Below are 21389 nucleotides of genomic sequence, written 5' to 3' on the forward strand. Positions count from 1 at the left end.
AAGAGTTCGTTGTTTATACTACCTCCAGACATTTGGAGAATTGAGTTAATAATAGCTTTAAAAGAAAGCTTACGCGTTCTAGAGTGGTCAGTTGGATTTTTTACATAAGATGCTTTGTTAAGTAAAATTTGGTCAATAGAATCAAATAAATTTCTACGTAGTGTGTTAGGTTTTAAATATTTCATGCGGTTCCTCCTGTGAAAAAATGAATGTACTTAATCACAAGGGATTTTTTGCTAAGTAATTAGCAAAAAATCCGCACACTATGAAATATTTGTCAAGCTATTTTAAATTTTTTTCTTAACTTAATGCCATTGCGTTAGAGCGCGCCCATGGCGCGCAAACCTAAAAAAGCCCATTGCCAAAAGGCAATGAGCTTTTAAATCATTAGTTAAGTCCTGTCCACTTCCACTCAGCGATTTCTGGCATATCTACGCCGATATCGTGAATATATGTCTTGTGCTCAACAAGCTTATCTCTCATCTTCTGCTTTAAGAATGCGCCCTTGTTTTCCATCTCAGGCATGTAGTTAAGCATAGCGATAACAAGGTTGAAACGGTCAATCTTGTTCTGAACTCTCATATCGAATGGAGTTGTGATTGTACCTTCTTCATGATATCCATAAACGTGGATGTTTCTGTTATGTCTTGTGTATGTAAGCTCGTGGATAAGTGTTGGATATCCGTGGAATGCGAATATGATTGGCTTATCCTTTGTAAAGATTGAATCGTACTCTACATCTGAAAGACCATGTGGATGCTTATTGCTTGGCTCCATCTTCATAAGGTCAACTACGTTTACGAAACGAACCTTAATGTCTGGCATTATCCTTAAAATATTCTACATAATTTTACCTTAGTTTAATCGCTTAATAACATCCAACACAATACTAATAGACTGCTCTGCTGCCTTGCCAGCAAATGTGTTGTAATCCATGGCACTTCCGTCTCCATCAGAGATAGAACGAATAAGTGTAAATGGAACATTGTTGATGTAGCAAACATGAGCGATGCTAGCGCCCTCCATTTCGCAGGCGATAGCCTGGAAATTCTGGCGGATTCTGTCACGCTGCTTATCTGTATCTACAAACATATCACCAGAAGCAATGACACCCTTCTGGAAAGAAATGCCCTTATCCTTAAGAACATCACATACGATCTTAGTAAGCTCCTTATCAGCCTCAAAGTTGATTACGTTGATTCCAGAGATAAGACCAACTGGATCACCAAGAGCTGTTGTATTCATATCGTGCTGAACTGCTGATTCCGCAACAGCTACATCAAGCACCTTAAGGTCTCTAACAAGTGTGCCTGCAACACCGATGTTGATAATACGATCTACACCAAAGTGAAGAATCATAATCTCTGTGCATACGGCTGCAAAGACCTTTCCCACACCGCTGACTGCCGCAACTACATCAACACCATCAATCTGGCCCTTGATGAATGTGGCACCACTGATTGTCTCTAATGTAGGATTCTTGATAGATGGCTTGAGATTCTCAATCTCCATCTGCATAGCACCAATAATACCTAATGTCATTTATATTTTCCTCCTATTCTGGATATGTGAATTCCATATTAGTCCAAGAATTAAGCACTTCAAGATAACGAGCGCACTCCTTCTTAGCGAGCTCAATATCCAAATTCTCATAATGACCACACTCGATGGCACTCTTTCCGAATACATCTCCATCGTGATTTACAGTCTGCTCAAATACCTTCTTAACTACCTCGAAGGTCTTCTTTGAATCTACGCCCTTAACTACAAGGTAAAAGCCTGTCTGGCATCCCATTGGTCCAAAGTAGATAACATGGTCTGCAATCTCAGAATTGCGGATGTAAGTAGCAATCATATGCTCAACTGAATGCATTGTAGCATTGTCCATGTAGTCGCCTGCATTTGGCTTACGTGTACGTAAATCGTAAGTGATGATATCACCATCATCTACACGTGAAATGTAAAATCCTGGTGTAAGAATGTTGTGATTGATTGTGAAACTCTTTATTTTTTCCATTTCTTTCCTCTTTCTATCCTTTATATACAATAGCTTTTGCTAATTTATCAGCAGCTACATCACCCTGGAAGGTTCTAACTATTTCCAGTGCAAATGGGATAGCTGTTCCAAGACCACGGCTAGTGATGATATTTCCATCGTGACAAACCTCATCAGTTGAAACCTTAGCACCATCCAAATCATTTTCCATTCCTGGATAACATGTAGCCTTCTTTCCCTTAAGAAGTCCTGCCTTACCAAATACTGTAGGTGCTGCGCAGATAGCAGCTATATTCTTGCCTGAATTGTTAAACTTATGAACCTGCTCCATAAGAGGCTGACAAAGTTCAAGATTAAGTGTACCTGGCATCCCACCTGGAAGCACAAGCATATCTGCACTGTCAAAATCCACCTCTTCAATAAGCTGATCACATACTGTTACTATTCCATGACTGCCTGGAACCATTCTGTTGCTGGTTACTGAAACTGTTTCTATCTCTATTCCTGCACGTCTAAGTAAATCTACTACTGTAAGGGCTTCGATTTCCTCGTGGCCCTCTGCCATAAATATTAATACTTTGCTCATGCTTACCTCCCATTTATTCTCAAAATATATCCACAGCACTTTTATAATACCATTTATTCTATTGGTATTGTAGTCTGCACCTGCAAAAACTCGCCATCTGCCTCATGGCTAACACATAATCGTTTCTGCCATACCACTCCCTTATTTTTCATTCCATTGTCTTTCAGGATTTTGAGTGGCTCCGATAAATCCCATACCTTATCACTCAGCTTCCCTGACTCATCATAGTCTGTTGGGATGGCATGTTCATATACAAAACACTTTACTCCGCCCACAACCATTATTTCATTATTAGGGTTATTGCTGGCTTCTTTGTAAATGATGTTTGAAAAAGGCTGCACAGCTCCCCAAAGGCGCTCGAAATTTCCTTCTTCTAGCCTATCGCAATTACGGTCCTTCAATTTCACATACTGTGTGATATTCATACTGAAATTGTCTTTCCATACAGGATTCTTAACAGATTCTTTATGCTCGAAGGATTTCGGATATACAAAATAGGATACCGGCACTTCGGCTATTCTCCATCCTCTGTTTTTAGCTATATTTTCTATCGCATTTGATGTATCCTCTATTTGCTCTAGGAATAATTCCATCTGCTCCAGTTCCTGTCTCTTTTCCTCACAGGCTTTTTTATAGATATTAAGTCTTTCTTCGAGACTGGCATGTTCTTGGATTTCCTTAGCATCCTCTAAGGATACCCCCATTCTGCTTAGCTGCTGGTATTCCATAAAATGGGTCACCTGATAGTCAGCATAGTATCTGTAGGATCTGTCATCCTTCCATGCAGGTGATACTAATCCCTTCTTTTCATAAAACTTGAGAAATTCAGGAGAGACTCCCACTTTTTTGGAATAATCTCCGATTGATAAGAATCTTTTTTTCATTTCTTTTCCTCTAAAATGATGATTCACAATTATATCGGCAATTTTACTAAAATTCAATTAACGTATTTTTAGTTGCATGGTAGTTACTACCACCCTCTATACTCATCTCATAAAAACTTTTTGGGATGAAAAAGGAGAAGAAGAAAATGAAAAAGAGGTTATCAAGAATTATGGCATTATCACTTGCCATTGCAATGGTTAGCAGTTCTAGCCTGACAGTATTAGCTGCTCCAGAAACAACCATTAGCGTTGAAAAAGACGTAGCTGCAACATCACTTGTAAAACAGACACAATATGGTGCTGTTAAAGGAACCAGCACCGACACATGTAATGTATGGTATTCTATCCCATACGCTGCTGCACCTACTGGTGATTTAAGATGGGCTGCTCCTACTGCTCCTACAAGCTGGGCTACACCATTAGATTGCTCAAAGCTTGGCAATAAGGCTATCCAAAGCGGAAAGGATTATGCAACTGGAAAGACAGTAGTCTCTGGTTCTGAAGACTGTCTAAACCTTGATGTTTACGCACCAGCTAATGCGGAAAATCTTCCTGTAATGGTTTATATCCACGGTGGAAACAATCAGACTGGAAGCTCAACAGAGATTGACGGTACTCAAATTACTGTAGATGAAAATTGCATCTATGTTTCTCTTAACTATCGTCTTGGAATTCTTGGATTTAATGCACTTCCAGCTTTCCATACAACAGAAGGTTCTACTGGCAACTATGCTATGTTAGATATCGCAATGGCTCTCGACTGGGTGAAAAATAACATTGCACAGTTCGGTGGAAATCCTAATAACATCACAGTGTCAGGATTCTCTGCAGGTGGTCGTGATGTAATGGCTATGCTTATCAGCCCACTTTTCGAAGGCAAATTTGATAAGGCTGTAGTTTACTCAGGTGGTATGACAGTCGCTGACAAGGATGAAAGTGCTGAAATCATGGCTAAAGCTGTTGCTCCTTTAGCAGTAGAGGATGGCTTATTTGCTGATATAGAAACAGCTAAAACATGGTTATTATCTAATGACCCAGCTGTAGTTACATACATGAAAGGAATCGGTGCTGACCGTCTCTGCCAGCTTATGTCAAACGCAGGCATCAGAATGAGCGTGTTCCCTCATTTATATGCTGATGATGTTGTCATTCCTTCAGAAGGCTTCAAGACAACTAAGTTCAACAATGTTCCTGTATTAATGCTTACAGGTGAGACAGAATTCAGTTTATTCTCTGCGTATGATGGATATTTCTCAGGTGCTGATATGAAGGCTTTTGATGCAAAAACTCAGGATCTTGCTAAATCATATTCTATTGAGTACGGTTCAGAAATGTACAGAATCTTCAATGCACAGTGCTCTGCTGAAGAAATGTATGGCAAATATAAAAACAACATGTACCTCTGTCAGGTAAGATACGGTAGCAATAACAGTGCAACCAGAATACCATTAATGGGTTCCTTCCATGGAATATTTGTACCTATGCTTACAGATAATCATTCTTACGGAAGCTTTGCTGATTTTAGTGCTACAGGCTACCAGAATATGGCGAATGTATTTGATCAGTATCTCAGCAACTTTATTGCTACTGGCAATCCAAATGGCGCTGGCTTAGATAAGTGGAGCAATTGGACAAGCTCTAATCCTGTATCACTAGTCCTTGATGCTGATGCTAATAACGCTATTGTTTCTCTTGAAAATGTCTCTTCATCATATGGAAAGATTATTGGTCAGATGAACTCAGACAATATTGTTTCAGATGATGTAAAGGACCTTATGGGTAAAAACGTTCTTAATGGAAGATGGTTCTCATCTACATTAGACAACTACTATAAGAATAAATAATCATTTAAAAGGGGTGGCACATAATGTACCGCCCCTTTATAGTTTATATGGCTTCCTCAATTGAATTAACTTCTACATCTGTTTCAACTGACTCTTCACATGATATAGCTGAAGCTGGTTCATCATCACTAAGAAGATATGCTTTCCTAGACATAAGCGCTGTTACAAGAAATGCCAAAATACCACTGACAATAAAGATTGCCTTAACTGATACTACTGTAACAACAGCACTAACTAAGAATGATGTTATTGGCATAGCTGCAACACAAACCGATGTAGCGATAGCTGCTGCTCTGGCGATATATTCCTTCTTAACTTTTTTCATAAATATTACACTAGTCATTGAATTAGCTATGGCTATTATCATACCTGTAAGGACTGATAATACTGATAATATCGCATATGTCACCCACTGATTCACATACAATGGTTGTAATGCCACCATAAGTATATAATATCCACTAATCATAATTCCCATTCCCCAGAATATTGCTACATTGCCAATTTTCCTTGATACAAATGGATATACCACTGCACCCAAAAGCATACCTATAGTAAATGCAATTGAGAAAACTGATAATGCCTCTACCCCACTATGAAGAATTTCTTCTACCATTGGTGCTTGTAAACCATTCAGTGGTACTAACACTGCATTAATGAATACTGAAAACCACAAGAAGAACACAATAACCTCGTCCTTTGAAACATACTTAATACCTTCTACAAGGTCAGTCACATAGTTCTTAGCATTAAACACTACTTTTTCAGTAATTGTCTCCTTCGTATTTACGAATAATATTATTGCAGCTGAAATTATAAATGTAGCCATATCAATATATAATGCACCTGATATGCCAATAAGCGCTATAATTCCGGCAGCACAACCTAAACCAATAAGCTGAACAATTTGGGATAATGAATCCTTTAATGACATTCCAAATTCATACATTTCTTCTTCAAGAATGTTAGGCGTTATAGCAGTATTTGCAGGTCCTCTAAAAGCTTCTGCAGTTGAGATAGTAATTGTAGAAATAAGTAACATCCATGGCTGCAAAAGACCAAATAAAAATAGTGACGCAACGGCAGCCACAACTACAGCTCGAATCAAATCTGTCACTATCATTATTCTCTTTTTGTTTCTTCCCTCTACCCAGGCTCCAGCAAGAGGAGTCACTACAACTGTAGGAAGATTATTTATACCGAATATCAACGCAGACCATGCTGCTGAACTGGTAAGCTGATAAACGATCCAGGTGCTGGCAATTGCATCAATAGAATCTCCAAATCTGTTAATAAGTGCCGCAAACATCATTTTGACATATTCAGTTTGTGTAAATACGTCCTTGTAGCCAATCTTCTTGTTGTCCATTATTCTCCTCCGAATATAGCAGATATTGTCCGCATAGTACCCGAATTGTACCATAATTGTTTAGCACTTTAAAGTGTTATTCGTAACATAATAATGTTTTTCAGCACAAAAAAGAGGCCATATCGCTATGACCTCTTTCTAACAAACTATTTAGTTCTGTTTATCTACTTCACCTGTCCTTTTTAGGTATGATGGAACAGATGGAAATGCTTAAAGAACTCATGATGTTCAGCAGTTGCATGGAAGAATAATCCTAAGAATACAAGCGCTGCTACAAGTCCGATTGGATAAGCAATTGCCGTTGATAAATGTAAGCACTCTGGTGCGCAGAAGAAATATGTAACTGATACAGCTGACATAAATGTTGCTGGAACAACTGTAATCCAGTAATTCTTTGCATTCTTGTATAAGTACATTGATGCGGTCCAAAGAGCTATCATAGCAAGTGTCTGATTAGACCAGCTGAAATATCTCCAGATTACACCGTAATTTAACTGGCTGATTAATGCGCCTGCTGCAAGAAGAGGTACGCATATGTATAAACGATTGCGATATTGTTTCTGCTCAATCTTGAACCAGTCTGCAATAACAAGTCTAGCTGAACGGAATGCTGTATCACCTGAAGTAATAGGGCATGCAATAACACCAAGCATTGCAAGGATGATACCAACGCCACCCATTGTCTTTGTACAGATATCATATACACAAGTTGCCTGACCATTTGCAAGCATCTCTGTTAATCCTACTGTCAATCCGCCAGTTCTAGCATAAACTGCACTACCTGCTGCTGCCCAAATAAGAGCGATAACACCTTCGCATACCATAGCGCCATAGAATACCATGTGGCTTTCCTTCTCTGTCTTACAGCAACGAGCCATAAGTGGAGACTGTGTAGCATGGAAACCTGAAATAGCACCGCAGGCAACTGATACGAACATCATTGGCCAAATAGGTGTAGTTGATGGATGAAGATTTGCAAGCTCGATTTCAGGAATTGAGTATCCGTGAGTAAAGATACCAATTGCAACACCAACAGCCATTACTAAAAGACAAATACCAAATACTGGATAAAGCTTTCCAATAATCTTGTCGATTGGAATAAAGGTTGCTATGAAATAATAAACCAAAATAATAGCAAGCCAGAAATATGTATTAGTAAGAAGGCCGCTGCCTCCGTGATTACCAATCAAAAGTGAAATAAGTCCTGCTGGTCCTACAGCAAATACTGTACCAACCATAACAAGAAGAACTACACTGAAAATTCGCATGATAGTCTTCATAACTTTTCCGAGATAAATACCTGTAAGCTCAGAAACACTTGCGCCGTCATGACGCATACTCATAAATCCTACTGAGAAATCATGAACACCACCTGCAAGAATAGTACCAAGTGTAATCCAAAGGAATACTGAGGTACCCCACTGTGCACCTGCTAATGCGCCATAGATAGGTCCAAGTCCAGCAATATTTAGAAGCTGGATAAGGAACAGCTTCCATTTAGGCATTACTACAAAATCAACACCATCGTTGATTCGTACCGCAGGAGTTTCTCTGTCGTCAGGGCCATAAATACCCTCGACAATTCTGCCATAAACAAAGTAGCCACCGATGAGTACTGCTAAACAAACTAGAAAGCTGATCATAAAAAAATTCACCCCCATTCATTTTAACGTCCAAATTGGACCCTTTTCAGCTTGATTATAGTTCTCGTAAATTCACAGTTCAACAAAGCTGGTTAAAATTTCACAATAAATACATAAAAGAGGCAAGAGCCTTTGCTCTTGCCTCAACTACAGCACTTATTAATCAAACATTAAACTGATTAATAGCAATCTTCAAATCGCTGGCATTACGTTTTGTTTCCTCTGCCAAATCCTGCATTCCCTGAGATAACTCATCAGACTGAGTATTCTTTCCAAGGATGCTGGCAACACCTTCTGTATTTTCTGCAGAAGCATCATTGACTGATTCAATCTGCTTGGCAATCTCGTCAATGGATGCAGTCAGATTATCCATTACATCACCTATATCAGCCACTGCCTGCTTGATGGTTGATATACCCTCGTCGTAATGCTTGCTTTGTTCTGAGAACACCTCAAAACTTGCAATAACATCGTTCTTTATAAATTCAATAAGATTTGAAACCTGATTTCTTACGTTGCTTACAGATTCATTGCTGGCTGCAACTATCTCTGTAATGTTCATGGCGGTTTCCTTGGACTGTTCTGCCAAAGCTCCGATTTCTCCAGCAACTACAGCAAAACCTCTACCTGCCTCACCTGCTCTTGCCGCCTCGATAGACGCATTAAGTGACAACAGATTTGTCTGGGAGGTGATTGACATAATATCCTCTGCAAGTACATTAATCTGTTCAACGGCCTTTAGGCTTTCAAGTGCCTCCTGCATAGATGCCATAGTCTCCTGAAGCATAGACATATTTTTCTGAATCTCTTCATCAATCTTATCATTAATCTCGGCTGCTGATTTTATTAACTCTTCGGAATCCTCCTGTCCCACTTCAACCTTCGTAGATACCTCATCAACCAAAGAAACAATATTCTCTATTTCTGCATGAACTGTTTCAATAGCTTCATTTGTCTCATTAATTTTTACTGCCAAATTATCGGCTATATCTTTATTCTCAGCGGTAATATTAGCTAATACCTTTGACGCATCATCCAAATTACCTGCACTATCATCCATTACATTGCTGTATTCCTTGAACACACTCACGGCGCCTCGCAAGCTGAAAATTACTCGTTTAGTATCAGCTGCAAGCTTTCCTATTTCATCCGCTCTCTTTTCAAATCCAGCAATTTCATTGTTATCACTTAAATCTAACGCTGCAACTTTCGCCAATGCCTCCTGTATCTTTGTAATTGGCTTAATCATATGGCCAATTAATAATACTAGTAACAAACCAATCAAAATAATAATCACTAATCCGTTAATTATCATTTTGTTTGTTGTGGCATATGCCGGACCATAAAACTCATTTGTGTCTGTTCCTACAAACAGCAGCCAGTCATTCGCTGGCAAGTACTCATAATATCCATACATAGGTCGATTAGTACCAACCTGGTTATAACGAACAACTCCTTCTATTGTTTCATCGGTACCAGCCGACACATTTTCCATCACAGACAATACAGCAGGATTTTCTGGTGCTAATGTAATTTCTTCTGGGTTGTTGGAATAATAAACTACAGGATTTCTGATTCCTGTCAAAATGACATCCTGGTTATCTGCAAGATGAATTCCTTGTTCCAGCAAATCATAGAACTCTGTTTTATCTATTTCAACAGAACAATAGCCTGCTGGCTGACCATTATTTTTATATGATGAACGAGCAAAAACTAGGCTAATATCACCTGTAGCTGGAGATACTGCTGTAACGCTATTATAAACTGTTTTTCCTTCAGTATTATAATAGAGTCCCTGAATCATCTTAATCAGCTCAGGGTCATTTTGATAGCCTATCATATCAGGTCGTGTATGGGTCAATACCTTTCCATTGTATTCCACATAGAATAAGCTTTTACTATTTGGAATTGCATTCATAAAATCTTTTGTATAAATCTCAGCAGCTTCCTGTATAGCCGGGTCATCTGGAAATTCCTTCAGTGATGACATCTCCTTTGAGATCATAAACCCATCTAGATATGCATACTGCTTTTGGGTATATGCATCAAGACGTGCTGTAATTTGCTCAACAAATCCTGTCAAGGTTTTTTCTGCATTATCCTGCATCATATTGTACATGCTGTAAGATGCTATGAAATTCTGCATAATTATGCCTATAGATGTAGCAATAATAATATATATAGTTATTCTTACTGACAGTTTCTTGAAACGCATAAAAACCTCCCAACCCAATATAAATCACCCCATTACATCACTCCTAATATACCAAACAAATCCAAATAAATTGTTTATTAAATGTGTATTTTATTTTAAAAAAACTAAGAAATGAATTTTTCTTGTCATAAATAATTAAGGGCCAATGTGAACCTCACATTAGCCCTCTATATAATCTAAATCTTTTTATTAAGCAAATGCATCAAATCTGTTTCCTGCAAGTCCATAGGAATTGCCGATTCCTGCTTTGCTATAACCTGTGTTTGCGGTTCTAAACTGTGAAGCTATCTCGTTGAAAGCACTGGCAGTTTTTCTTCTCTGCTCCAACATTGCTGTCGGATCAATAAGTCTCTCCTTCTCAACTGGCTCAGTCTTTACAGTCGCATTAGGATACTGGACAGGGATAGCTCCATTTACACCAGCAGTGTTCTGTGTAACCTCCGCAGCAAAGACATCTGAAACCTCAGACTCATTTTCCACTGCATAGCTCATAGGCTGAACACTTGATGTAGACATATATGAATTTACTCCACGAATAGGTGAAATAGCCATATAAAAACCCTCCATAGGTGACTACTACGATAGTATCATCTTTGGAGGGTTGAAAACGAAAATACACAAAGAATAGATAGTAAATTCTTTGTTTTTTCACTAAGAAACAAATTGTATTTTGTTGTCGCTTTTAACGTAAGAATCCCGCTACAATCTGCTCCTCAGCCTCTTCTTCTGTAAGACCAAGAGACATAAGCTTAATAAGCTGATCACCAGCAATCTTACCAATGGCAGCCTCGTGAATAAGAGCTGCATCAACATTCTTAGCATCGAGCTTTGGAATAGCAACAACGTGTGCGTTACCCATGATGATAGCATCACAAGCAGCATGTCCATTACAAGCTGTGTTACCTTCGATTGAAACCTCGAAAATCTGCTCTGAATCATCCTTGGCAACTGAACGTGAAACAACGTCTGCGCTAGAACCTTCACCGTTAAGCACTACCTTGTAATCTGAAGTAGCTGTCTGTGAGCCATGAGTCATAAGTGCTTCGTGAATAAGAAGAGTAGCACCCTCCTTAAGCTCTGCAAGATTAGTACGGACTGTAGAATCAACACCCTTAATCTGTACCATCTCCATCTCTACATAGCTGCCTTCCTCCTGGTAAACCTCTGTAACAGGATTAAGGATACGAGCGCCCTTACCGTCGCCCTCGCCGTAGTGCTTCTCTACGTATTTAACCTTGGCATTCTTTCCTACATGGAATGTATGAATACCATCGTGCTGAGAATCCTGATCTCCGCAGTTGTGAATACCACAACCGGCTACGATAGTAACATCAGCGTCCTCGCCAATGTAGAAATCGTTATATACCATATCCTTAAGTCCGCTCTCTGAAAGAACAACTGGGATATGAACGCTTTCGCCTTTTGTGCCAGCCTTTACAATAATATCAATACCTGGCTTATCTTCCTTTGTAACAATATCGATGTTTGCTGTAGTATTGCGACCAGCGCTTGTTCCATTAGCGCGGATATTGTATGCACCCTGTGGAATACTATCTAAATCTGCAACCTCATGTAAAATGTTCTTTTGAATTGCATCAAGTGTCATTACTGGTCACCTCCTAACTTCTCGCAAGCTGCTCCAACAGCTGATGATGTACCAAGAAGCTCTGGGAGGATTTCTTCCTTTGGTCCCTGCTTCTTAACTTTACCGTTCTCGATAACAACGATTTCATCGGCGATGTTAAGAATACGTTCCTGGTGTGAGATGACAATGATAGTACCATTTACAGTCTTTCTCATGTTCTCGAAAACCTTAATAAGGTTCTGGAAGCTCCAAAGATCGATACCAGCCTCTGGCTCATCGAAGATTGAAAGCTTTGTTCCACGTGCAAGAACTGTAGCGATTTCGATACGCTTAAGCTCTCCACCTGAAAGTGATGCGTTGACCTCACGCTCTACATAATCCTTAGCGCAAAGGCCTACCTTTGAAAGGTATTCACATGCTGCTGCAACAGAGATGTGCTCTCCTGCTGCAAGACGAAGTAAATCAATTACTCTGATTCCTTTAAAATGAACTGGTGCCTGGAAAGCAAAGCTGATTCCCATTTTTGCACGCTCAGTAATATTTTTCTCTGAGATATCCACACCATCCAGAATAATCTGGCCTGATGTGAGCTGATTAACGCCCATGATAAGCTTAGCAAGTGTAGACTTACCACCACCGTTTGGGCCTGTGATAACAACGAATTTGCCATCCTCTACAGTAAGGTTGAGACCATCGATGATTTCCTTTGTAGTATCACCCTCATCATCAACCCTGTAGGTAAGGTTTTTGATTTCTAACATTTTAGTACTCCTCTAACTATATAAACTACAACTGGTAATTATCCTGCCAGAGATAATCACCCTACAAATATTAGGTCAATAAATTTATGCCAAACTATAATACCATGAAAGTCCAAATTGTCTAAGCCTTTTTTCAAAATAAAAGGTCTACTGATAAATGTTATCAGTAGACCTTTATCCCTAACAGAGATTCGCCATCTTCTGTTCTAATTTGTCCATTATAATTCCCTGGTTAATGAGGGTATAAATTGTCTTGTAAGTGCTCTTGTTGTAGTGAATACCATCCTTTGAGCTAACATTTCCAAGCATTGTTGAATATGTATCAATGTAGTGAACATTCTCACTAAGTCCAGCCTGCATTCTCGTATTCCAATTCTCAATTAATGAATTGGTAATACCCGGATAGCTCTTAGTCTCAAAGGCCATTGGATTAACAGATACATAATAAACATTTGCACCAAGTGCTGTCCATGCCGCCGCCTTATCGTTTATGTAAGAAACATATTTATCCGTATATGACAGGCTACGAACATCATTTACACCCATGAGAATTACCACATCAGTATTCTCATTAATGCTTGCCTCCACAGAAGGAACACCTACATTCTTCATCCACGCAAGTCCCATTCCAACCTTTGCAGACCAGATATTAGCATTCTTTCCAACAGCGCTTTTCATTCCAACAGTTCTGGAATCTCCAATGATAACAAGCTGGCGAGTAGCCTGCTCTGCTGTTACCTGAGCCAACTGCTCCTGTACCAAAAGCTCTGCCTGCTGCTCCTCTGTAAGAGCCTGAACCGAATCATCCTGAACTGGAATCTCCTGCACTGGAATTTCCTGAACCGGTACTTCCACTGGCTGAGTCATCTCCTCAGCATTACTGTTCAAAGAAGGAATCGCGCATAATGTAAATAATAAGCCTACCGCCACGCATCTTAAATATTTTTTACTCATAATTCTCTTTCTACTTAATATTTTGTGACCAAAACTTTCTGCATTATAGTACCTAGTTGTGTCCAAATTATGTCCATAGTTTTTAACATAATTCTCACAATCTGTCAAACTTTTGACGCGTCTGGCTATAAAAAACACATTTTAATATTTTGATTTGTGTTATTATATAGGCTATTGGAGGTACATTATGTTAGCTAATTACCATACACACACAACAAGATGTCATCATGCGATTGGTACTGAAAGAGAGTATATTGAAAAGGCCATTGAAAACGGCTTCAAAATCTTAGGCTTTTCAGATCATACTCCTCAGCCTTATCCACCAGAATATAAATCTGGCATCCGTATGGACATGAGTGAGTTGGAAAACTATACAGACACGCTGGTGAAGCTTCGCGAAGAATATAAAAATGATATTCAGCTCTTTATTGGACTTGAAGTTGAATATACAGATAAATATTTTGAGCCTCTTATGAAGCAGGTACGCCAATATCCTATAGACTACATTATTCAGGGGCAGCACTTTGCACCTACTAATGAAATAGATGGATTTTACGTGGGCGCTGAGACTACAGATGAAGCAGATGTAAAAGCTTATGTGGATTTAACAATAGAAGGAATGCAGACTGGATTGTTCAGCTATCTTGCTCATCCAGATTTGATGAACTACGTTGGTCCTGATATGGTTTACCAGCACCACATGAAAAGAATTGTTAAAGCTTCCATCGACCTTAATATTCCACTTGAAATAAATATGCAGGGATTCTTCTTAAATAGAAATTATCCTAGTGACCGATTCTTCTCCATGGCTTCTGCTATGGGAGCTAAATTTGTAATCGGTTGCGATGCTCATCACCCTGAAGATGTGATGCAGCCATGGCAGATGGAAGACTTCGTAGCCTTCCTTGAGAGAAATAATATTGAATATGGCGATAACGTAATAGAGCTAAGACCTGTTAAATAGGTCTTAGCTCTTTTTTAATTCTTTAAATAGAAAATAGCAAGCTGTGTTCTGTCTCTAAGCTCCAGCTTTTCAAGAATTGTGGAAAGATAGTTTCTTACTGTACCCTCAGACAGGAAAAGCTTCTGGGCAATCTCCTTATTTGAAAATCCTTCAGCCACAAGCTGAATAACTTCATATTCCTTTTCAGAAATATCCTTTGACTGATAGTCAAAGCCAGCTTCCTCTTCAGTAGCACTGTTCATAAGAGCTGGCAGCTTATCTACTATAGCCCCACCAAATACGCTCTGACCATCCATTGCTGCATGAAGTGCAGCTGGAAGAGATTTATAGTCTTGCTTCAAAAGATATCCACGAACGCCAAGCTTCAACGCCTTTACGATATATTCATCATCTGAAAAAGTAGTAAGGAACAGGATAATGGCATCCTTGTGCTTTGAAAGGATTTCCTCTGCTGCCTCAAGTCCATTCATATCCGCCATACGAATGTCCATGAGAAGCAGATCTGGCTGTAGCTCGTCATAAAGCTTTACGCCTTCTCTTCCACTGTTTCCCTTTCCGATTACTGTAAATCCCTCTTCCGCATTGATAATCATTTCAAGGGACATTGTAATTAGCTCATCATCGTCGATTAGTAAAATCCTCTTGTCTTCCATTTATGACACCTCTTCAGCCACTTTTACTACAAGGGGAAGCCTAGCAAAAACTGTGAACCCATCGTTGGTATAAATGTATGCATCTCCCCCAAGAGCATTTGCTCTGTTTCTTATATTTGTAAGGCCTATGCCTTCATAATCATCTAAAGCAATCTTTTCCTTCATCTCCTGTGACACTGTTCCGTTATCCGTAATTGAAATGGTACAGAAGCTGTAGTTTCTTTGAAGGATAATTGATACCTCGTCGCCATTTGAGTGCTTCAGGATATTTGTAACTGCCTCTTTTAAAATTCCTATCAGCGACAGCTTGATATTTGTCGGGATAGATTCATCCAAATCTAAATCCGTATTTACGGTAAAGCTTTTCAGCTCTCCGATGATGTCATCAAAGTTCTTTTTCAAATCTATAGAGTCATCATGCAGGTCGTGTACAGATGCTCTCATCTTTGCCATTGACTCATCCAAAGTATTGGCAAGCATCTTTAACTGAGGCTCAAGATTCTCATCCTTATTCACAGTAGATATGGCTCCCAGCAACAGGATGGCTCTTGATAAAAGGTGCCCCACGTTATCATGAATCTCTCTGGCAATTCTGTTTCGCTCTGCAAGGGTTGCAAGATGCACCTGCTGATCCTGCTCTGACAAAAGCCTTCGATTTTTTTCCTCTAATATTTCCTCCAACTCCTTACTGTCGTCCCTAGTACGATGAAGAAGTCTCTTGTAGGTCATTACCTGCTCATATAATATTGTAGAAACCACAGTATATGCTGCAATAATTACAAACACCGCCACATAACCAAAAGCAGTATTATCCTCACGTATCATATATATCAGCGTGGCTACAAATGGCACAGCGGTCAGTACTCCGTATATACGTTTATCATCAACTAAAAGACTTATTTCTAATATCAAAAAAACGCAAATAGACATTACAACCGAGAGGGTTGTAATGCCACTTGCGTTAATAAGTACTGTTAATCCTAATGCCGCTAAAAAGCGGATAATCACATCAAATAGCATACTGTTCCTTTTTCCTTGAAATAATCATTCCTGCAAATATGAACACTAATGCAAAGAGGATTTCAATAAAAATATATGTACCAAACTTGCGACTCCAAATCTCATTTATTGGAGTATCATTTATAAACTTAATAGCTGTGGTGTACCAGTACAATGGCATGAAATGTGCTATCTGAACAATCTTATCTGACAGGAATTCTGTATCTACGAATACTCCACAAAGGAAGCTCATAGAAAGCACCATCATGTTTCCAATCATGTTGATGAGATTCTCATTTGATGTAAGCGAGCAGATGAAATATGCCATTCCAAGTCCTACCAACATCAGACTATAGCTGTCAATCATGTAGTAGATAAGCTTATTGTTTGCATACTGTAGACTCATAATCTGGATAACACCAATCATTAATGTTGTCAAAACCACTCCTACTGCAAACACACCACCGATTGTAGCTGCACTTCTTGTGAAGAAATGCATTCCACTAACGGATATACGATTTTTAACATCCTTGTCCTTCATAAATGTAAGTGTGCATGCACAGCAGATGCAAAGGATAATCATATGTGTATAACCATTGAAAGTGAACATTCCTGTGTAGAATGAACGATGATTTTCCTCGGCTGAGTCCATAACCGTAGCTTTTGTTTCACTAAGCTTTACCATCTGGTCGTGGGTCAGGCTGATTGCCTCTTCCTCACTAAAACCACTATTTAAATATATCACAACATCCTGTAAATAGTCACCAAGCTTCTGTGTGAGAAGAAACTGAGAAGCAGTAGTTCCTGGTGCAATATATTCAAGTACATTTTCTGTCTCACCTGATAAAACCTTTTCCTCAAAATCTTCAGGAATAATAAGTGCATATTCATAGATTAAAAATCTTACGTTATCATTCATTTCCTGTGGGTCATCTGTCTTTGGATCCACAACAATCTGTGTCTCTTTAAGATAATCAACAAGTGCATGGCTGAGAACCGAATTATCGTTGTCTGTAACCGCAACCGTCACCTGCATATCTTCAAACATATCTTCCTGAGTAGAGACAGTTGCCTTCGCCTGCATATTACCGAATACAGCGAAGATTGCAAAATAAACGATGATGTTTACTATATTCGCTCTAAGTGATTTTATAATTGCATTAAATACTGGCATATTTTCTCCTCCTCAAGAATAATGAGCTTACAAAAAGACCTCCAACAACCATGCAGCCCATAATCATAATGTCCTGATAATACATATCTGTTTTGCCGTATGTAGCTCTTGTATAAAGACAATCAACCAAAAGTGCCGCTGGGTTGATTCTGTTTAAAATAGGACAATTGCTTTCAATAATCTGTCTAATCTGATGCCACATGAGACCACTGCAGAATGAGCATCCCATTGTAAATACAAGTGGTACTGCAATCAATAATCTCTCGTTTTTGATAAAGGAACCAATCAATACACCTGCTGAAATTCCCAGGGCACTTCCCAGTGTAGTAATCAAAACAAGGTTGATAAATGGCGCTCCCATGTTAATTTTAAGTATATACTGAACATATACAACAAGTACTGCATTTGATACTGACTGAATTGTAAGTCCTGCCATAACACAGCCTGCGATTGCAAGGAGCTTGTTGGTAGGTGCCACCTCAAATCTCTTTCCTGTCTCAGTCATATTTGCGCACATGCCTTCAAGCATTGCTGTACTAATCCATGAGCTGAAAAGTGATGACATGGCAATCAAAGCGAAGAAATACTGTAGGTATGGTGAGGTGTTCGTGCCAAAATCATGCTCCTTCATTATCTCCATTTGATTCGAAACCATATCGATGGCTTTCTGAAGATTTTCAGGATGTTCCTGTGCCACTTTCTCAATGACTGAATACATATTTTTATATTCTCTTACTATTTCATTTAAAGTGGTGGCCTTGTAGCCATTTGTTAGCACATATGTGGAAATATCATCCCCATCCTCAACATAGAATCCAGAAATCATTTCGGAATTCATTGCATCAGTAGCCTCGTCCTTTGAGGAATACTCATGAACCTCTACAATCTTGGTGTGATCATCACTTACCTTTGACATTTCCTCTAACAGGATTCCAAAATTTGTCTCTTCCAGATTCGTATTTACGTATCCAACATCTATGGTTTTGAAATTATCAGGATCATCACTTATAAGATTTCCAAATCCAAAATAAAATACTGTAGCAAGTACAAGTGGGAAGAAGATATTCCAGCCCACAACGTACTTGTTGCGAAGCATTTCTTTTAATTTATATACATAGATTCGACCAAACATTAATCTCTAAGCTCCTTTCCTGTGATTTCAAGGAATACATCATTTAATGTAGGAAGTTCTGTTGATACGTGACCAAATGGAACATTGTTATCATTTAAATAACTGAGGATATGTACCAGGTTATGATCTCCACCATCACATTTAATAACCAGATCATCTCCGTCCTCCTTAACCTTATAAACATGGTTGATTTCCTTGATTCCTGCGATAATCTTGTCGGACTTATCAGGAAGACCAACACGGATTGTTTCTCTGTTTATGAGGGATGATTTAAGCTCCTGAGATGTTCCGTTTGCAACGTTCTTTCCATGGTCCATAATCACCACTCGTGTGCAAAGCTCCTCAACCTCTTCCATGTAGTGAGATGTGTAAATGATTGTTGCACCATCTCTGTTCATTTTTCTAATTCCCTCAAGGATTGCATTTCGGCTCTGTGGGTCAACTGCTACTGTTGGCTCATCAAAAATGATAAGCTTTGGCTTGTGAGCGATTCCGCAGGCGATGTTTAATCTTCGAAGAAGACCTCCAGAAAGCTTCTTTGGAAGATACTTTTTATATTCTGTAAGTCCTGTGAACTCCAAAGCATCCTCAACATATTTCTTTCTTGTTGCTTTATCCTTGATGTAAAGACCACAGAAGAAATCTACGTTTTCATAAACTGTAAGGGTTTCAACTACTGCCACATTCTGCATTACCACACCAATCTGTGACTTGATATCGTATGCCTCTGGCTTCATCTCTTTATCGAAGATTGTCACTATTCCTTTATCGTACTTAAGAAGTGAAAGCAGGCAGTTGATTGTTGTTGTCTTACCTGAACCGTTAGGTCCAAGAAGTCCAAGAATTTCTCCCTCGTTTACATTTAATGAAAAGTGGTCTACTGCCACCTTATCCCCATATCTTTTTACTAAGTTTTCGATTTCTACTACGCACTGACTCATATCCTTCTCCTTTTTGGGTTCGTTTTTTGTTTCTGATGATAATATAAATAAAAATGACAGCCCTCTGTAGTGAAGGCTGTCATTTTGTTAAGTGACATTTGTCATTATGTGGTGTGAAAAATCTATATTGTCTTAGTTGTCCATTTACTGCAATCCCATACATCAGTAGCCAGACCCTCGTAGAACTCAGGCTCGTGGCATACCATAAGAATACTTCCGTTGTATTCCTTAAGGGCACGCTTAAGCTCATCCTTGGCATCTACATCAAGATGGTTGGTAGGCTCGTCCAAAAGAAGAAGGTTTGTCTCGCGGTTTAAAAGCTTGCAAAGACGAACCTTTGCCTGCTCACCACCTGAAAGAACTCGGCATAAACTCTCAATGTGCTTTGTAGTAAGACCGCACTTGGCAAGAGCCGCACGTACCTCATTCTGATTATATGAAGGGAACTCGTTCCAGATTTCCTCGATACAGGTTGTGGAAATGTGCTGATCCATCTCCTGCTCGAAGTATCCAATTTCAAGGAACTCACCCTGATAAACTGTACCTGAAAGTGGTGGAATAAGACCTAAGATACTCTTTAAAAGAGTAGTCTTACCGATACCGTTTGCACCTGTAAGTACAATCTTCTGCTTACGCTGCATCTCAAGATTAAGAGGCTTTGAAAGTGGTTCATCCTTATCGTAACCAATAACAAGCTCCTTTGTGGAGAAGATTACTCTACTTGGTGTACGAGCTTCCTTAAAGTAAAACTCTGGCTTTGGCTTCTCTGCTGCAAGCTCAATAACATCCATCTTATCAAGCTTCTTCTGGCGTGACATAGCCATATTTCTTGTAGCAACATTCGCCTTATTTCTTGCAACAAAGTCCTTAAGCTCAGCGATTTCCTTCTGCTGTCTGTTATATGCAGCCTGAAGTTGACTCTGCTTCATGGCATATACTTCCTGGAACTTATCATAATCTCCCACATAACGGTTAAGCTGCTTGTTATCCATGTGGTAGATAAGATTGATAACTGAATTCAAAAATGGCACGTCATGCGAAATAAGAATAAATGCATTCTCGTAATCATTAAGATATCTCTTAAGCCACTCAATATGCTCTACATCAAGATAGTTAGTAGGCTCGTCCAAAAGAAGGATGTCTGGCTTCTCCAAAAGAAGCTTTGCCATAAGGACCTTTGTACGCTGTCCACCGGAAAGCTCCGTAACATCCTTATCAAGACCTAGATCAAGAACACCGAGAGCTCTGGCAACCTCTTCTACCTTGGCATCTATCATATAAAAATCGTGCATAGTCAGAAGGTCTGCGATGGTGCCTGCCTCCTCCATGCGCTTATTCATCTCATCATCATCGGTGACATCTCCCAAGCTGGCATAGATGTCATTCATCTCCTGCTCCATGTCATAAAGGAAATCGAAGGCTGAGTGAAGAACCGAGCCAATTGTCATGCCCTTCTCAAGTACTGTGTGCTGATCAAGATAACCAACACGAACCTTCTTTGACCACTCAATCTTTCCCTCATCTGGCTGAAGCTTTCCAGTGATGATATTCATAAAAGTAGACTTGCCTTCGCCGTTAGCTCCGACAAGTCCGATATGCTCTCCCTTCAAAAGCCTAAATGATACGTCCTCAAAAATAGCACGATCACCGAAGCCGTGGGACAAATGTTCAACATTTAAAATACTCATT

At 39.3% G+C, this 21389-nt stretch carries 20 protein-coding genes and 1 pseudogene; 2 read left to right on the forward strand and 19 right to left on the reverse strand.

Going from position 1 to position 21389, the window contains the following annotated elements:
* From BMZ41_RS12115 to BMZ41_RS12140, 6 genes and pseudogenes are all read right to left on the reverse strand, one after another.
* Positions 1-185: pseudogene (locus BMZ41_RS12115) on the reverse strand (hypothetical protein); the annotation flags it as partial.
* A gap of 202 nt (positions 186-387) precedes the next feature.
* The gene (locus BMZ41_RS12120) at positions 388-825 is read right to left on the reverse strand and encodes a phosphoketolase family protein (RefSeq protein WP_330388886.1); all 438 of its coding nucleotides are present in this window, start codon (positions 823-825) and stop codon (positions 388-390) included.
* A 30-nt stretch (positions 826-855) separates the two neighbouring features.
* Positions 856-1542 carry a 5'-methylthioadenosine/adenosylhomocysteine nucleosidase gene (locus tag BMZ41_RS12125; RefSeq protein WP_090529996.1) on the reverse strand — a complete coding sequence of 229 codons (687 nt, stop codon included), beginning with the start codon at positions 1540-1542 and terminating at the stop codon, positions 856-858.
* Between the two features lie 13 nt (positions 1543-1555).
* Entirely contained in the window at positions 1556-2017 is a 462-nt protein-coding gene (locus BMZ41_RS12130) for an S-ribosylhomocysteine lyase (RefSeq protein WP_090529999.1), read from the reverse strand.
* 13 nt (positions 2018-2030) lie between these two features.
* On the reverse strand, positions 2031-2582 hold the full coding sequence (locus BMZ41_RS12135; RefSeq protein WP_090530001.1) for a DJ-1 family glyoxalase III: 552 nt from the start codon (positions 2580-2582) through the stop codon (positions 2031-2033).
* A gap of 53 nt (positions 2583-2635) precedes the next feature.
* Positions 2636-3466 (reverse strand): MerR family transcriptional regulator, encoded by an 831-nt coding sequence (locus BMZ41_RS12140; protein ID WP_090530004.1) that lies wholly within the window; start codon positions 3464-3466, stop codon positions 2636-2638.
* 146 nt (positions 3467-3612) lie between these two features.
* Here BMZ41_RS12140 and BMZ41_RS12145 point away from each other — a divergent pair, with 146 nt between their 5' ends.
* On the forward strand, positions 3613-5310 hold the full coding sequence (locus tag BMZ41_RS12145) for a carboxylesterase family protein (protein ID WP_090530007.1): 1698 nt from the start codon (positions 3613-3615) through the stop codon (positions 5308-5310).
* Positions 5311-5353: 43 nt separating this feature from the next.
* On the opposite strand, the gene BMZ41_RS12150 is transcribed toward BMZ41_RS12145, so the two are convergent.
* The 7 genes from BMZ41_RS12150 to BMZ41_RS12180 all read right to left on the reverse strand — a co-directional run bounded on the left by BMZ41_RS12150 (position 5354) and on the right by BMZ41_RS12180 (position 13837).
* The gene (locus tag BMZ41_RS12150; RefSeq protein ID WP_090530010.1) at positions 5354-6679 is read right to left on the reverse strand and encodes an MFS transporter; all 1326 of its coding nucleotides are present in this window, start codon (positions 6677-6679) and stop codon (positions 5354-5356) included.
* A 182-nt stretch (positions 6680-6861) separates the two neighbouring features.
* Entirely contained in the window at positions 6862-8322 is a 1461-nt protein-coding gene (locus BMZ41_RS12155; RefSeq protein ID WP_090530012.1) for a carbon starvation CstA family protein, read from the reverse strand.
* 163 nt (positions 8323-8485) lie between these two features.
* Positions 8486-10537, reverse strand: a complete 2052-nt coding sequence (locus BMZ41_RS12160) for a methyl-accepting chemotaxis protein (RefSeq protein WP_090530015.1) — start codon at positions 10535-10537, stop codon at positions 8486-8488.
* 189 nt (positions 10538-10726) lie between these two features.
* A complete protein-coding gene (locus tag BMZ41_RS12165; RefSeq protein ID WP_090167874.1) occupies positions 10727-11089 on the reverse strand; it encodes a hypothetical protein in 363 nt (120 codons plus the stop codon).
* A gap of 130 nt (positions 11090-11219) precedes the next feature.
* Positions 11220-12143, reverse strand: a complete 924-nt coding sequence (locus BMZ41_RS12170; protein WP_090167876.1) for a SufB/SufD family protein — start codon at positions 12141-12143, stop codon at positions 11220-11222.
* Complete coding sequence (locus tag BMZ41_RS12175) at positions 12143-12883, reverse strand: ABC transporter ATP-binding protein (protein ID WP_090167878.1); 741 nt, start codon at positions 12881-12883, stop codon at positions 12143-12145. Before BMZ41_RS12175 ends, BMZ41_RS12170 begins: the two co-directional genes overlap by 1 nt.
* 180 nt (positions 12884-13063) lie before the next feature.
* A complete protein-coding gene (locus tag BMZ41_RS12180) occupies positions 13064-13837 on the reverse strand; it encodes an SGNH/GDSL hydrolase family protein (protein WP_090530018.1) in 774 nt (257 codons plus the stop codon).
* Between the two features lie 187 nt (positions 13838-14024).
* Between BMZ41_RS12180 and BMZ41_RS12185 the strand changes: the two genes are divergently transcribed.
* Complete coding sequence (locus BMZ41_RS12185; protein ID WP_090530020.1) at positions 14025-14801, forward strand: histidinol-phosphatase; 777 nt, start codon at positions 14025-14027, stop codon at positions 14799-14801.
* A gap of 14 nt (positions 14802-14815) precedes the next feature.
* Here the strand turns inward: BMZ41_RS12185 and BMZ41_RS12190 are convergent, their stop codons facing one another.
* The 6 genes from BMZ41_RS12190 to BMZ41_RS12215 all read right to left on the reverse strand — a co-directional run bounded on the left by BMZ41_RS12190 (position 14816) and on the right by BMZ41_RS12215 (position 21388).
* Positions 14816-15454, reverse strand: a complete 639-nt coding sequence (locus tag BMZ41_RS12190; protein ID WP_090167884.1) for a response regulator — start codon at positions 15452-15454, stop codon at positions 14816-14818.
* Entirely contained in the window at positions 15455-16474 is a 1020-nt protein-coding gene (locus BMZ41_RS12195) for a sensor histidine kinase (RefSeq protein WP_090167887.1), read from the reverse strand.
* Positions 16464-17627 carry an ABC transporter permease gene (locus tag BMZ41_RS12200; protein ID WP_090530023.1) on the reverse strand — a complete coding sequence of 388 codons (1164 nt, stop codon included), beginning with the start codon at positions 17625-17627 and terminating at the stop codon, positions 16464-16466. The genes BMZ41_RS12195 and BMZ41_RS12200 overlap by 11 nt, the downstream gene beginning before the upstream one ends.
* On the reverse strand, positions 17614-18759 hold the full coding sequence (locus BMZ41_RS12205; protein ID WP_090530026.1) for an ABC transporter permease: 1146 nt from the start codon (positions 18757-18759) through the stop codon (positions 17614-17616). Before BMZ41_RS12205 ends, BMZ41_RS12200 begins: the two co-directional genes overlap by 14 nt.
* On the reverse strand, positions 18759-19700 hold the full coding sequence (locus BMZ41_RS12210) for an ABC transporter ATP-binding protein (protein WP_028247621.1): 942 nt from the start codon (positions 19698-19700) through the stop codon (positions 18759-18761). Before BMZ41_RS12210 ends, BMZ41_RS12205 begins: the two co-directional genes overlap by 1 nt.
* Before the next feature lie 122 nt (positions 19701-19822).
* On the reverse strand, positions 19823-21388 hold the full coding sequence (locus BMZ41_RS12215) for an ABC-F family ATP-binding cassette domain-containing protein (RefSeq protein WP_090167892.1): 1566 nt from the start codon (positions 21386-21388) through the stop codon (positions 19823-19825).
* Position 21389 lies beyond the last annotated feature (1 nt).

The sequence above is a fragment of the Pseudobutyrivibrio sp. UC1225 genome, from assembly GCF_900115215.1.
Taxonomy (GTDB): domain Bacteria; phylum Bacillota; class Clostridia; order Lachnospirales; family Lachnospiraceae; genus Pseudobutyrivibrio.